At 50.9% G+C, this 13,830-nt stretch carries 14 protein-coding genes; all 14 read left to right on the top strand.

Features of this window, described 5'->3' with window-relative positions; translation table 11 throughout:
- The first annotated feature begins 10 nt into the window (after window positions 1-10).
- Window positions 11-1,387: a bifunctional folylpolyglutamate synthase/dihydrofolate synthase gene (locus PGL01S_RS11405; RefSeq protein WP_127494609.1), complete on the top strand. Its 1,377-nt coding sequence runs from the start codon at window positions 11-13 to the stop codon at window positions 1,385-1,387.
- Window positions 1,388-1,394: 7 nt separating this feature from the next.
- Window positions 1,395-2,783: a UDP-N-acetylmuramate--L-alanine ligase gene (gene murC, locus PGL01S_RS11400; protein WP_127494606.1), complete on the top strand. Its 1,389-nt coding sequence runs from the start codon at window positions 1,395-1,397 to the stop codon at window positions 2,781-2,783.
- A 152-nt stretch (window positions 2,784-2,935) separates the two neighbouring features.
- The gene (locus tag PGL01S_RS11395; protein ID WP_127494603.1) at window positions 2,936-4,441 is read left to right on the top strand and encodes an SPOR domain-containing protein; all 1,506 of its coding nucleotides are present in this window, start codon (window positions 2,936-2,938) and stop codon (window positions 4,439-4,441) included.
- 62 nt (window positions 4,442-4,503) lie between these two features.
- Window positions 4,504-4,746 carry a DUF4321 domain-containing protein gene (locus PGL01S_RS11390; protein ID WP_015845986.1) on the top strand — a complete coding sequence of 81 codons (243 nt, stop codon included), beginning with the start codon at window positions 4,504-4,506 and terminating at the stop codon, window positions 4,744-4,746.
- A 42-nt stretch (window positions 4,747-4,788) separates the two neighbouring features.
- Window positions 4,789-5,415, top strand: a complete 627-nt coding sequence (locus tag PGL01S_RS11385; RefSeq protein WP_244935567.1) for a Maf family protein — start codon at window positions 4,789-4,791, stop codon at window positions 5,413-5,415.
- An 84-nt stretch (window positions 5,416-5,499) separates the two neighbouring features.
- On the top strand, window positions 5,500-6,186 hold the full coding sequence (gene radC, locus PGL01S_RS11380; RefSeq protein WP_127494597.1) for a RadC family protein: 687 nt from the start codon (window positions 5,500-5,502) through the stop codon (window positions 6,184-6,186).
- Between the two features lie 41 nt (window positions 6,187-6,227).
- The gene (locus PGL01S_RS11375) at window positions 6,228-7,256 is read left to right on the top strand and encodes a rod shape-determining protein (RefSeq protein ID WP_127494594.1); all 1,029 of its coding nucleotides are present in this window, start codon (window positions 6,228-6,230) and stop codon (window positions 7,254-7,256) included.
- Between the two features lie 77 nt (window positions 7,257-7,333).
- The gene (mreC, locus tag PGL01S_RS11370; protein WP_127494592.1) at window positions 7,334-8,170 is read left to right on the top strand and encodes a rod shape-determining protein MreC; all 837 of its coding nucleotides are present in this window, start codon (window positions 7,334-7,336) and stop codon (window positions 8,168-8,170) included.
- A 1-nt stretch (window position 8,171) separates the two neighbouring features.
- The gene (gene mreD, locus PGL01S_RS11365) at window positions 8,172-8,705 is read left to right on the top strand and encodes a rod shape-determining protein MreD (protein ID WP_127494589.1); all 534 of its coding nucleotides are present in this window, start codon (window positions 8,172-8,174) and stop codon (window positions 8,703-8,705) included.
- Between the two features lie 66 nt (window positions 8,706-8,771).
- On the top strand, window positions 8,772-9,428 hold the full coding sequence (gene minC / locus PGL01S_RS11360) for a septum site-determining protein MinC (RefSeq protein WP_174806553.1): 657 nt from the start codon (window positions 8,772-8,774) through the stop codon (window positions 9,426-9,428).
- 13 nt (window positions 9,429-9,441) lie between these two features.
- On the top strand, window positions 9,442-10,233 hold the full coding sequence (minD, locus tag PGL01S_RS11355; RefSeq protein WP_127494587.1) for a septum site-determining protein MinD: 792 nt from the start codon (window positions 9,442-9,444) through the stop codon (window positions 10,231-10,233).
- A gap of 7 nt (window positions 10,234-10,240) precedes the next feature.
- A complete protein-coding gene (locus PGL01S_RS11350; RefSeq protein ID WP_127494584.1) occupies window positions 10,241-11,389 on the top strand; it encodes an FtsW/RodA/SpoVE family cell cycle protein in 1,149 nt (382 codons plus the stop codon).
- A 516-nt stretch (window positions 11,390-11,905) separates the two neighbouring features.
- On the top strand, window positions 11,906-12,895 hold the full coding sequence (locus tag PGL01S_RS11345) for a M23 family metallopeptidase (RefSeq protein ID WP_127494582.1): 990 nt from the start codon (window positions 11,906-11,908) through the stop codon (window positions 12,893-12,895).
- The gene (locus PGL01S_RS11340) at window positions 12,888-13,769 is read left to right on the top strand and encodes a M50 family metallopeptidase (protein WP_127494580.1); all 882 of its coding nucleotides are present in this window, start codon (window positions 12,888-12,890) and stop codon (window positions 13,767-13,769) included. Before PGL01S_RS11345 ends, PGL01S_RS11340 begins: the two co-directional genes overlap by 8 nt.
- Window positions 13,770-13,830 lie beyond the last annotated feature (61 nt).

Raw genomic sequence — 13,830 nt, 5'->3', positions numbered from 1 at the left:
GACGTTTACGATGATCGAAAACGGAACAGAAACGGAACGAAGCGACATGCTTCGTTCCTATAAGGAAGCGGTCGATTGGATCAACGGGCTTATTCCGTTCGGAATCCGCCCGGGTCTTGACCGTATCGAGCAGCTGCTGGAGAGACTGAATAACCCTCACCGCAGGCTCAAATTTATTCATATTGCCGGTACGAACGGCAAAGGTTCAACCTGCGCGTACTTAACAAGCGTATTGATGAAATGCGGATATGACGTAGGGACGTTTACTTCGCCTTACATTACGAAATTCACAAACCGGTTCCAATATAACGGCAAGGACATCGAAGAAGAGACTCTCCTTCGTCTAGCCAATGTGCTTAAGCCTCATGTAGAGGAATTAGCGGAGACGGAGTTCGGCTCGCCTACGATGTTCGAAGTATCTACGGCTCTTGCCATTCTGTTCTATGCGACCGTTACTTATCCGGATTACGTCGTTTGGGAAACAGGGCTCGGCGGAAGAATGGACGTGACGAACATCGTTACGCCTATCATCTCCGTCATTACGAATGTCGGCCATGACCATATGGACCGGCTTGGCAACACGCTTGAGGCTGTAGCCTCCGAAAAGGCCGGCATTATTAAAGCCGGCGTTCCGGTAGTTAGCGCAGTGGATCAGCCTGAAGTCGTTGAGGTTGTGAAGCGGACGGCAGCGGAGAAGAAGAGTACGCTGTATCTGTTAGGCGAGCAGTTCAACATCAAGGAGCTGTCCAGCGAAGAGGATGAGCAAACCTTCCGTTTCGAAGGCATGTTCCGTTCGATTGAACCGCTCACGATTACGCTTAATGGCGCGCATCAGCGGACGAATGCCGCCGTTGCTGTCATGACGCTTGAAGTGCTTCGTCAATATTACGCATTGATCGTAGAAGACGACGCTCTCGCAGACGGGCTGCGCGAGGCGAAATGGCCGGGACGTCTCGAAATGGTATCCCGTTCGCCCCGCATTCTGATTGACGGAGCGCATAATCCGGAAGGCGCTGAATCGCTTGTGCAGGCGCTTCGCTCGACTTACCGGTATGACCGTCTTCACGTCATGATGGCGATGGTAGAGAATAAGAATCATCGGGATGTTCTAAAGCATATACTACCAATAGTGGATACGCTTATCGTGACCGAGCCTGATTTCCGCAGCAAGTTTGATGCGGAGCTTCTAGCCGATCTTGTCCGCGATGTGAAGCCCGCGGAGTCTTCCTTTGAGCTTATCGTGGAGAAGGATTGGCGCGAAGGCCTCCGCAAATTGCAACAATTGACCGGGGAAACAGACCTTGGGGTTGTGACTGGTACGCTTTATTTGATAGGTGACGTTCGCTCCCGCATATTGTACAACTCGGATTCTGAAAAAGGTTGGTGAACCGTCTTTGAATACGGCAGAACATGTTCATTTCATCGGAATCGGCGGTTACGGCATGAGCGCAATCGCCCGCGTTATGCTAGAAATGGGATATAAAATTACCGGTTCCGATGTAGCCCGTCAGGAATTGACGGAGAAGCTTGCGGCGAAAGGCGCGCAAATCTATATCGGCCATGAGGCGGAGCATGTCAAAGGCGCCGATCTTGTCGTTTATTCGACGGCGCTCTCGAAAGACAATGTCGAGCGGGTGGCAGCGGAAGAGCTGAATATTCCGGTGCTGCACCGTGCGCAAATGCTTGCGCGGCTCATGAATGCCGGCAAAGGCGTAGCCGTAGCCGGAGCGCATGGGAAGACGACTACTTCCTCCATGATCGCGCTTGTTATGGAAAAATGCGATGCGGATCCAACTTATATTATCGGCGGCGAGATCGTCAATGTGGGAACGAACGCAAAAGCCGGCAAAGGCGAATACGTCGTTGCGGAAGCGGATGAAAGCGACGGTTCATTCTTGCAGTATCACCCAAGCATTGCTATTGTAACGAATATTGAGCCTGACCATCTGGAGAACTACGACGGTGATTTCGGCAAGCTGAAAGCGGCGTACGTCAAATTCCTGTCCCAGGTGAAGACAGACGGCAAGGCGATTGTATGCGCGGACGACGAGACGATCACCGAGCTGCTTCCGAAGCTTGATGCGGACACAGCCTCGAAGCTGATTACTTACGGCATCGACGGCGATGCCGAGTATAAAGCGGAAAATATCAGCCTTGGCGACCGCAAGGTATCGTTTGAAATGACGCATCGCGGTTCGACGCTTGGCACCATCGAATTGTCCGTTCCGGGCCGCCACAATGTGTACAACGCGCTGGCAACGGTTATTACCTGCCTGGAAGCAGGGCTGTCCTTTGATAAGGTTGCGGAAGCCATTCACGAATTTATCGGAGCGAAACGCCGGTTCCAGGTGCTTGGCGAAGTGAATGACATTCTGGTCATTGACGATTACGCGCATCATCCGACGGAGATTCAGGCAACGATAAGCGCAGCAAAAGCAACGGGTAAGCGTATTATTGCGGTATTCCAGCCTCAGCGCTACACGCGCACCTTCTTCCTGCTGGAGCAGTTCAGCCGGGCATTCCCGGAGGCGGATGAGGTAATCATTACGGATATCTATTCGCCGGCTGGCGAGCAGCAGATTGAAGGGGTTCATTCCCGGAAGCTGGTTGAGATGATCAAGACAAACAGCAATGCGAACACGTCTTATATCCCGACGAAAGAAGAGGTGCTGGAGCATTTGACCGCCAAGGTTGCTCCAGGCGATCTTGTTATTACGATGGGTGCAGGCGACATTTGGAAAACGGCGGATGCGCTTGCGAAGACGCTGAAAGCAAAAGCATAAACCATAAATCAAGCATGGCGAAGAACGCCCTGAAAGCCTCGAACGAGGTTTTTCAGGGCGTTTTTTTAGTGAGCGAGTCAGGCAAATCTATCATAATTCTCTATCGAATCTCATAGAGTAGCAGTAGAAGAACGGGACAAGGAGAGAATGACATGAACAAGAATAACCGGATCACTTACCGATTTGACCGTACCGGCCAGAGTGTTGAAGACAAAGGCCGCAAGGAAATCAGCGCTAAGCCTCAGCAAGCCCCGGAACGGGAGCAGGGCAAGCCTTCGAATATTGTGCCTCTCTATGCCAAAACCGAATATGAGACTGCGGAAAGCCCGTTTAGTCCCTGGATGAGTCCGTTCCAAGAGGATGTCAGCGCGCTTGAGGATCTGATTCGCGAGACGGATCCAAAACCGGCTCCAGCAGCGGAGAAGAGGCAGGCAGCTCCCGCCGCTCTACCGGTAACAAAGCCAAAGCTTGTTCAAGACTCGGCCGTTCTTGACTCTCAGCCGAAGCCTGGACAGACAGCCAAGCAGCCGCAGCGACCCGCGCAGTGGCATCCCCGTCAAAAGGCGCAACCCGCGGCAGAGTCGATCCCGCAGTCCGAACCAAAGTCCGCTTCAAAGTCCGCACCACCAAAGTCCGTACAGCCTGAGATGCATGCCGTGCCTATGCAACAGGAATCCGATCCTTGGGGCGAGCTTCAGCATTATCCGGAGCTGGACCTGAACCTGAACCTGAATAACAATGGACAGAAGGCAAATCGCTGGTCCGGTCCCGTTCATAATTATTCCGCACCTCCATCCTGGATCAAAGTGTTTCTATCCGTAGCCGGAGCGCTGGCAACGGGTGCGTTGTTCGGCTACTTGCTGCTCTCCCTGTTTACGAATACGCCGGATCAATCCGATTCCAATAATAAGCTGGCCAATCCCGTTAACGGATCCGTAACGAATCCTAGCGCGTCGCCAAGCGGGGGTAAAACGAATACGAATGGAAGCACGTCCAGTCCTTCGACTGGTCAGGCGGCAGGCCGGGTGAAGCTGGACATACCGCTTCAGTCGTATCAGCTGCTTCAATACGGGGTATTCAGCAACACGGAAGGCAGAGACGCTGCCATTAAGGAACTGTCGGATAAAGGGCTGGCTGCTGCCGGTCTGCAAACGGCTAACGACTACCGGGTATATGCCGGAATGGCGATAGACCGTGATCGGGCGCTTGCCCTCAGCAATGATCTTGGCGAAGATGTTCCCGTCTATATCAAGCAGATCGACATTCAAGTGCCCGAGCAGTTCCCGTTTGCGGGAGACGCCAAAGCGGCAGCGGCATTTATGAACAATACAATCGGTCTGATCGGCATGCTAGATGAACTGGCCTTAACGCAGCTGGAGCAGCCAAGCTTGTCGCCGCTTAGCTCCGCCGCTGCCGAATCCTGGAAAACCGAGTATCAGAAGTGGACGGGAAGCGTAAAAGCGATGCAGGCAGGCGTAACGGATGAGTCCGGAAAAGCATTTCTCATAAAATTAATTCAATCTATGAATACAGCGGCCAAATCGCTAGAGGAATACGATAAAAAGCCGTCGCAATCGCATTTGTGGGCTGTCCAGGACGCGCTGATGGACGCGGTCGCAACGCAAAAACAATGGTATGAATCGATCAACGCATTGTAAACGAAATCGAACCTAAGTATAATAGGGAGCAGGTGTCAATAAATGGCGAGAGGCGTTGAATAATGAAGAAAAACGGCTGGATTTTATTGCTTTTCCTCGTGCTGGGCTTAGTGGCCGGCGCACTCGTTGCGCGATGGCTTGAGCCGGTATCCGGAATCTCTTTTTTGACCAAAACAATCGATACAACCTGGTCTCCTGCCGTTGATCTGTATGTGCTCAGCCTGGATCTGAATGTACATGTTCAAATTAGTTTGTTCAGTATTATTGGCGCTCTAGCCGCTATTTGGTTATATCGTAAAATGTAAACCGGCCACACACGGCCGGAAATGAAGGAGCAAGTGGGACTTTTGAGCAAGTATGAATCGACTAAACCGATCAGCCAGCTTGTGCTGGCATCGTCGTCACCGCGCCGGAAGGAACTGGTCGCATCCCTGGGCCTTTCCTTGCCGGTTTATATTTTGTCCTCTGATGCCGACGAGTCGGTACCTTCCGATTGGGCGCCTGCGCATATTGTCGAGCAGCTGGCTCTCCGCAAGGCGCACGCGACCGCAGCTATTCTGAAGGAACGCCGGGAAGAGAATTGTTCTCTCGTGGTTGGAGCAGACACGATTGTTGTTGTAGACGGCCGGGTGCTTGGCAAGCCGAAGGACCATGAAGATGCATTGTCCATGCTGCAGAGCCTTCAAGGACGAGAGCATGAAGTTTATACGGGAGTGGCTTGCGTGGTTGCGGAGACCGGTGCCGAGACTTCCGCGCATCGGATGACGAAGGTTTATATGAAGCCGATGCGAGATGAAGTACTGAAGCGGTATATCGCAACGGGCGAACCCGATGATAAAGCAGGTGCATACGGGATTCAGGGACTTGGCGCAACGCTGGTCGAGAAGATTGACGGCTGTTATTTTAATGTCGTTGGCCTGCCGGTGTCTCTGTTGTCGGACATGCTTGCTCAATACGAAATTCAGGTTTTCTAGATTAACTTTTCATGAAGTGACCTTGATTTGGACATAACACCAAGTAATGCCATATCATTTTAGCTGGAAGAGGCAGGGACGGACATGGAGCAAGGCAATCTGTTACGAAATGTCCCCCATGAAGAGCGACCAAGAGAACGCATGATGCAATATGGGGCCGAAGCGCTTAGCCATACCGAATTGCTTGCGATTCTGCTGCGTACGGGTACAAAGCAAGAATCGGCTGTGCATTTGGCTGGTAAAATATTGAAAGAATGCGGAAGCTTGCGCAATTTGCTCGATATGAGCATGAGCGAGCTGACGGCTATAAAAGGGATCGGACCGGCAAAAGCGGTCCAGCTGCGGGCCGGAATCGAGCTTGGACGCCGTATTGTACGGAGCGGACAAGGCGAGATTGTGACGGTACGTAAACCGCAGGATGCTGCGAACTATGTGATGGAAGAGATGCGCTACCTGAAAAAGGAGCACTTCGTCTGCCTGTTTCTGAATACGAAGAACCATATTATTGCCCGGGAAACGCTATCGGTTGGTACGCTTAATGCGTCTCTTGTTCATCCAAGAGAGGTTTTTCGAGCGGCCGTGAAAGCCGGCAGTGCTTCAATTATTTGTGTTCATAATCATCCGAGCGGAGACCCTATGCCAAGCCCGGAGGACGTCACATTAACGAAGCGCCTTGTGGAGGCTGGTGAACTGATGGGGATTGAAGTGCTGGACCATTTGGTCATCGGGGATGGAAGGTTTATCAGTTTGAAGGAACATGGTTACATGTAATATAATAAGTAGGATTGTCGCAATTAGAAGGGAGCATTAACATGTTTGGTGGTTTTTCGAAAGATTTGGGAATTGATTTGGGTACTGCAAACACGCTCGTATTTGTAAAAGGAAAAGGTATTGTTGTAAGAGAGCCGTCTGTTGTAGCTCTGCGTACTGACACAAAAACGATTGAAGCGGTTGGCGAACAAGCGAAAAAAATGATCGGCAGAACACCGGGCAACATTCGTGCCGTTCGTCCGATGAAAGACGGCGTTATCGCCGATTTCGAAACAACCGCAACAATGATCAAATATTTTATTCGTTCCGCGCAAAAGCAAAAATCGCTGTTTCCTAAGCATCCTAACGTTATGGTTTGCGTACCGTCCGGCATTACCGCGGTAGAGAAACGCGCTGTCGAAGATGCGGCCAAGCAAGCGGGCGCTCGCGAAGCGTATACGATCGAAGAGCCGTTTGCAGCCGCAATCGGCGCTGATCTTCCTGTTTGGGAGCCAACAGGCAGCATGGTTGTCGATATCGGCGGAGGTACAACGGAAGTTGCCGTTATTTCGCTAGGCGGTATCGTTACTAGCCGTTCGATCCGCGTAGCGGGCGACGAAATGGATGAAGCGATTATCCAATATATCAAACGTTTCTATAATCTGATGATTGGCGAAAGAACAGCCGAGCAGCTGAAGATGGAGATTGGTACGGCGCTTCCGTTCGATGTTTCCGAATCGATCGAAATCCGCGGCCGCGACCTCGTAACCGGTCTGCCTAAAACGCTGCCTATTACATCGGAAGAAGTTACGGAAGCGCTGATGGACACGGTGAATTCGATTGTAGACGCGGTGAAAATCACGCTGGAAAAATGCCCGCCTGAATTGTCTGCCGACATTATGGACCGCGGTATTGTGCTTACTGGCGGCGGAGCGTTGCTTCGCAACCTGGACAAGCTGCTGGCACGCGAGACAGGAATGCCTGTCATTGTAGCGGATAATCCGCTTGATTGCGTAGCTATTGGTACAGGCCGTTCGCTTGACCACATTCACTTGTTCAAAAAAGGCGGATCTTCCCGCTCGAAACGATAAGAGAACCAGAGCGGTTAGGATATGGAACGGGCAGGTGATTAAAACTGTTTAAGCTGCTAAGAAATAAGCGGTTGTTTATGCTTATGATCGGATTAATCCTGTTCATTGCGGTTATCGGTTTCTCGCTAAGCGACCGCAAGGAGCTGACTTGGCCCGAGAAATTTCTCGGCGATTCTGTTGGATTCGCGCAGCAATGGTTCTACAAGCCCGCTGGATTAGTAGCGGGCTTCTTTGAGGACATTCGCGAGCTCAAGACGCTGCATGAGGAGAACGAACAGCTGAAGCTGACGGCTGCTGCTTACGCGCGGGACAAAATTAATTATAATTTTGTCCAGAAGGAGAACGAGCGGCTGCAGAAAGAGCTGCACTTTACGGAACGACAGAAGAACATGTACAAATACAATTATTTGATTGCCCAAGTTATTGCAATTGATAACGATCCATACAATCATACGATGGTTATAAACCTTGGTTCCAAGAACGGAATCAAGCCCAATATGGCCGTAACGACAATTGACGGGCTTGTTGGACTTGTCAGCAATGTCCGCCCGTACACGGCAACGGTAACTCCGCTTACGGAACTGGATGACACCTCTCCAACGTCAAACGCCATTGCGGCAACGGTTCTCGGCAGGGAGAACGAGTCGTTTGGCATTGTCGGCAGCTATGATAAGGAAACAGATCGCCTCATTATGACCAAAATTGCCGAAAACGATAAAATGATTGTTGACGATACGGTTATTACATCCGGACTCGGCAATGTTTACCCTCGCGGTCTCGTGATCGGTACGGTAGAAACAAGGCAGGTCGGCGATTTTGGCCTTACCCATACCGCTACGATTAAAATGGCAGCCAAGTTCGATCATCTGACCGAAGTGTTCGTCGTTCAGCCGACGGAATCGGGAGATGAATAAGATGGGCGACAAAGGCATCAACCGGCTTATTCTTGTCATGCTGCTCCTATTTATCATAGAGGGCGCTATCATGCCTTGGCTTATTCCGATTGAGCTGACGGGAAGAATCGTTCCTCATTTTATGTTCGTTTTTGTTGTTTTCGCAGCCTTATACAGCGGTCGGCACCGGGCTTTATTTTTCGGAATAAGCTTTGGCTTTCTGCAGGATGTCGTCTACTTCGGACATTTAATGGGTGTTAACGCCTTTTCCATGGGACTTATCGGATACTATACCGGCGTACTGCTGGAGCGCCGGCGCAGCACGCTGCTCACGGCGTTGTCCGTGGTTGGCCTCGGCTCTATTCTGTACGACACGATCGTGTATTTCGTAAATATGGTTTTCCGGATTACGAAAGAAACGTATGCCTGGGCGCTGATGGATCATATTTTGCCAAGCCTGTTCCTTCAGCTGGTCTTTGCGCTGGCGGTCTACGTACCGGCAAGGCGTCTTTTCGAGAGCCATTTGAAGCTGAATCCGGATTCGGAGGAAGAATAATTTATAGGCAGGAAGCAGGAATTTGCACTCCGTGAAAAGAATGGATTACGTTGGGGAGGGACAGACGTGACCGAGAAGCAGCATATTATGATAAAAGGTGTCAAGGAAGGTCTCGTGTTCCTTCTCGACGATAAGTGCGAATTTGCGGTTTTGCTTGACGAGCTGCAGTATAAGCTTGAGAAAACGCATCAGCAGCTGCTGACCGGCCCGCTCGTGCACGTGCATGTGAAACTTGGGACAAGGCAGATTGGCGAGGATGAGAAGGAACGGATCAAATCGGTCATTCGCTCGCAGGGCAATTTAATGGTTCAGTCGATTGAATCGTCCTCTGCGATGCAGGATGGAGCTAATACGGCTCCCGCCGGCCCTCATGTTATAACGGGAATTATCCGTTCCGGCCAAACGATAGAGCATGACGGTGACCTGCTGCTAGCTGGGGATGTCAATCCGGGCGGTACAATCTTGTGCAGCGGAGATATATACGTAATGGGCGCACTGAGAGGTGTCGCCCATGCAGGCGTAAACGGCAGAACGGATGTCATTATCGCCGCTTCGCTTATGCGTCCAACCCAGCTTCGAATTGCCGATGTCATCAGCCGTCCTCCGGAGGAATGGATGTCCGGGGATGCAGCCATGGAATTCGCTTATTTGTATGAGGGAAACATGCAGATTGACAAAATGACGCAATTATTCCGTTTACGCAATAATCCGATTAAGGTATAAGGGGTGTTCATGCATGGGAGAGGCGATTGTTGTAACATCAGGCAAAGGTGGAGTCGGTAAAACGACGACCTCGGCTAATTTAGGTACGGCACTTGCTTTGCTTGGCAAAAAGGTTTGTATGGTCGATACCGACATCGGATTGCGTAATTTGGATGTTGTAATGGGACTTGAGAATCGAATTATTTATGACCTGATTGATGTAGCCGAAGGACGCTGCCGGCTTAATCAGGCTTTGATTAAAGACAAGCGCTTTGAAGAGCTGTACATGCTGCCTGCTGCCCAAACCAAGGATAAGCAGGACGTATCGCCGGATCAAGTCCGGGATATGGTACTCGAGCTCAAGAAGGATTTCGATTACGTGATCATTGATTGTCCGGCAGGCATTGAGCATGGCTTCCGCAATGCGATTGCAGGCGCGGATCGCGCGATTGTTGTAACAACGCCGGAGAATGCCGCGGTACGGGATGCTGACCGTGTTATCGGACTGCTCGAGAAAGAGCAGATTCCATCCAAAATAATTATTAACCGGATTCGCCAGAACATGGTGAAGAACGGCGAAATGCTTGATATTGATGAAATTTGCCAAGTGCTCGCCGTTGATCTGCTTGGGATTGTCCCTGATGACGAGAAGGTTATCAAGGCTGCCAATTCCGGAGAACCAACGGTGATGGATCCTTCTTCGCGTGCCGCTATCGCTTACCGCAATATCGCTCGCCGCATACTGGGGGATATGGTTCCGCTTATGCTGCTCGATGAGAAGGCCGGTGCCTTCAAACGCTTCCGCAAGTTTCTTGGAATAGGATGATTGCCTTGTGCTAAACAAGCTGAAAAAGATAGACTGGGGCATCGTAGCCATTTTGGTCTGCCTGATGGGCATTAGTACCGTTCTGGTTAGAAGCGCTACGCATAACAACCCGCTTTATCACAACTATGATGTGAAAACAGTCGCTTTTTATATAGCCGGTTTTTTAGTAGCTATAACGGCTACCGTCTTTGATTATCGCATATTACTGAAAAGCTGGTACGTTTTATACGGTATCGGAGTCGCACTGCTTATCGCGGTCTTCTTCTTCGGGGCAAACATTAACGGCGCGTCCGGTTGGTTCAAACTGCCGGGCGGCTTCTTGTTTCAGCCTGCCGAGATTATGAAGATTATTATTATTATCGGTATTGCCTATATAATGGGCCGCCGGCAGGGGGATCGATTAACCTTTATCGAGGACTTGCTTCCCATCGCTGCTTTTGCGTTTTTGCCGTTCCTGCTCGTCATGATCCAGCCTGACCTTGGCAACGCGATTATTTATATCGTTATCGTCTTGGGGATGCTTTGGATTGGCAACGTCAAATATACCCACGTGCTGGTTGGTTTGACCGCGGTTGTTGCGGCGGTCGTATTGTCTATCTCCTTGTTTACGATGTTTAACTCCGAGATTGAATCTTATCTGAAGGACCATCACAAGGAGCACTGGTACAAACGGATCAATACGTTCCTGGACCCAAGCCAGGCGTCATCCGATGATAAGCATCAATCGGAAAATGCCAAGATAGCGATCGGTTCCGGCGGCCTCAGCGGCGACGGGTATTTGAAGGGCGATATGATTAACGGGAAGTTCATTCCTTATCCTTATTCCGATTCGATTTTTGTCGTAATCGGGGAGGAGTTTGGCTTCCAGGGCTCTGCGATCCTGCTATTACTGTACTTCCTATTGATATATAGGATGATACTAATCGCTTTCCGATGTTACGATAATCGGGCTGCGTTTATCGTAATCGGGATCGCCTCCATGTACGTCTTTCAGATCTTCCAAAATATCGGCATGATGATTGGGCTTATGCCGATCACCGGTATTACGCTGCCATTCATCAGCTACGGCGGTACTTCGCTGCTGCTTAACATGCTGTGTATCGGTATTTTGTTTAGTATTAACGCGCACCAAGAGAAGTACGAGCTGGCCGAGTAGGCCAGCTTTTTTTCGTATGCGGTGGGTAGGTTAATTGATCGCGCGCTGCGCCTCAAATGTTCTTCCGATCGCCATTGCTCGGGGATTCCTTGAACCATTCCAATAGGATTGGAATCCCCTCACAAAAGCGACCACTACGTTTCTCCAGAATCATTTGATGCTCCGCCCTTGCCTTTAACCTGCAACTCAAAAAGAGCTGAAGCCTTTCGCCCAGCTCGTGAAGAAACCGCCATGTCCGAGCAGATATATAAACCTGCTCGGTCTTTTTTTTCGCCCTAAAGCCAAAACGGAGCAGTTGAATGATTCTGAAGAAGCTGCAGCGTTCGCCTTTGTTCTCCGGATTCCAACCATTGACCAGTAAATTCAAGGAATCCGGGAACAACAGCGATCGAAGAACATTCAACTGCGCAGTTTCTGGCGCAGCATACTTGTCAGCTTGGCCACATATTTATGTAGAAAGGAAATGTGGGCTGCGCCAATGCCAGCCGGCTTGTCTTGCGAGAGGGAGGCTATTCGATGAGTAAAAAAGACGGTATAAGAGAGCGGCGACAGGAGAAAATCAGACAGCTGCTGGAGCAGCAGGAAAAGCAGGCCAAGCTGTGGCAGCAGCAGGAGCGTATGCAAGAGCAGAAGCATCAGGTGATGCCGGCCAAAAATAGACCGGTCCGGGAGAAGCAGAACGCAAGGTACGAGGAGGAGTCTTTTTTACCTGTACCTTATCACATGGATACGGGCGGCGGGGATGAGCTTGACCCGGAGAAGCTGTGGAAAACAAATCCGCATCCGTGGCTTGGATGGGAGTCCGGAGACGGAAAAGGAAAAGGCGGCCGTTATGGAGGCGATTTCGCTTCGATCTACGAGTCGGGTGACGGAGGCGGCAAGAGGCCCTTTTTCCGCAGCGAACTGAAATGGAAGGTCATTGTAGCGGCCCTTCTGTTTGCAGGGATCTGGGGCGTTTTTCACAATGAATCGCCGCTTGCGCAGAAGGGGCAAGCCATCGTCAAAAATGCTTTAACGGATGAAATGGATTTTACGGCTGTCGCTACGTGGTATAAAGAGACTTTTGCCGGCGCGCCGTCTTTTATTCCGATATTCAACCATAATGCGAAAGAAGCGGAATCCGCGAACGGTTCAGTGGAATTGCCCGTTGTGTCTCCTCTTCCGGACGGTGCCATCGTCCGCACCTTTGCCGAGCTCCTGAACGGGGTTGAGCTGGCGGGCACGTCCAAGGAGCAGGTATCGGCCATCGAGACGGGCAGAGTCCTGGTCGTATCCGAAGCGGAGAACGGCAGCGGCGTTACGGTTGTAATCGAGCATGCAAACGGCCGTGATTCGGTGTATGGCAAGCTGGGGGCGGCAACCGTTAAACAAAATGATTGGGTCGAAGCGGGCGACGGAATAGGGACGCTGAAAGAAACGACAAGCGAGGAGCCAAGTCTTCTTTATTTTGCCGTGCGGCAAAATAACCAATACGTCGATCCCGTGGGCGTGATTCCGATTGATTAAATGGAAGGGCATCCGCTGGTCCGTTCATCCGCTGTTTGTGCTTGTCATGATTGGTTCTGTTGTGACCGGCTATTTCGCCGAGCTCTTCACTTTATTTCTGATCGTGCTAGTCCATGAGATTGGACATGTCGTGGTTGCAAGAGGCTTTGATTTGACGGTGCGGGAAGTGAAGCTGCTTCCCTTTGGCGGCGTTGCGGAGATCGAAGATGCGGGCAGCATTCCGGCCAAGCAGGATGCGTTGATCGCCATCGCGGGTCCTCTTCAAAACGTATGGATGGGACTAGCCGCCTGGGGCTGCGGCCAGCTGGGCTTGTGGGATCCGGAATGGGCTTCCTACGTGTGGCAAGCAAATCTCATGATCGGCTTATTTAACCTGCTGCCTATTTATCCCCTGGATGGAGGCAAGTTGATGCAGGCTGCCTTCAGCTATGGCTTTACTTACTATTCCATGATGAAATGGACCTCCCGGATCAGCATTGGCCTCAGCATACTGATGATTGGCTATGCATTGTCTACCGCATTCCGGCCGGATACCGGCATTCAGCTTAATCTGCTTGTCGTTGGCTTGTTCCTGCTGATGACGAATTGGACGTACTACCGCAACATGCCGTATTTGTTCGTCCGTTTCCTGATGCACCGCGACAAGGTTGCCGTGCGTGCTATCTCGCGTGGCGCGCTGGCTCGACCAATAATTGTAAATTTAAAGCAACCAATTATTGGCGTTGTTCGTCTATTATGGCGGGAACAGTACCATCTCTATTATTTGATGGAACTGGAAGGCCGAGTCGTCAAGGTTGTCCCCGAGAAAGAAATCGTTGACCGCTATTTGACCGAGCCGGATCCGAACCGGGCTGTTATCGAACTTTTTCGATAGAGGTAAAATAGACCACTTTTTCGCTTAGGAGCCTTGGTGTAGAATAGAGTAGATGACAAAA

This window comes from Paenibacillus glycanilyticus NBRC 16618 (assembly GCF_004000805.1).
GTDB lineage: Bacteria > Bacillota > Bacilli > Paenibacillales > Paenibacillaceae > Pristimantibacillus > Pristimantibacillus glycanilyticus.
This window is presented reverse-complemented; position numbering and strand designations above follow the sequence as displayed.

Excerpts from the sequence above, each read along its gene's own strand:
- PGL01S_RS11405 (WP_127494609.1), top strand. The coding sequence starts at position 11 with ATGATCGAAAACGGAACAGAAACGGAACGAAGCGACATGCTTCGTTCC.
- PGL01S_RS11395 (WP_127494603.1), top strand. The coding sequence starts at position 2,936 with ATGAACAAGAATAACCGGATCACTTACCGATTTGACCGTACCGGCCAG.
- PGL01S_RS11390 (WP_015845986.1), top strand. The coding sequence starts at position 4,504 with ATGAAGAAAAACGGCTGGATTTTATTGCTTTTCCTCGTGCTGGGCTTA.
- radC (WP_127494597.1), top strand. The coding sequence starts at position 5,500 with ATGGAGCAAGGCAATCTGTTACGAAATGTCCCCCATGAAGAGCGACCA.
- PGL01S_RS11375 (WP_127494594.1), top strand. The coding sequence starts at position 6,228 with ATGTTTGGTGGTTTTTCGAAAGATTTGGGAATTGATTTGGGTACTGCA.
- mreC (WP_127494592.1), top strand. The coding sequence starts at position 7,334 with ATGCTTATGATCGGATTAATCCTGTTCATTGCGGTTATCGGTTTCTCG.
- mreD (WP_127494589.1), top strand. The coding sequence starts at position 8,172 with ATGGGCGACAAAGGCATCAACCGGCTTATTCTTGTCATGCTGCTCCTA.
- minD (WP_127494587.1), top strand. The coding sequence starts at position 9,442 with ATGGGAGAGGCGATTGTTGTAACATCAGGCAAAGGTGGAGTCGGTAAA.
- PGL01S_RS11345 (WP_127494582.1), top strand. The coding sequence starts at position 11,906 with ATGAGTAAAAAAGACGGTATAAGAGAGCGGCGACAGGAGAAAATCAGA.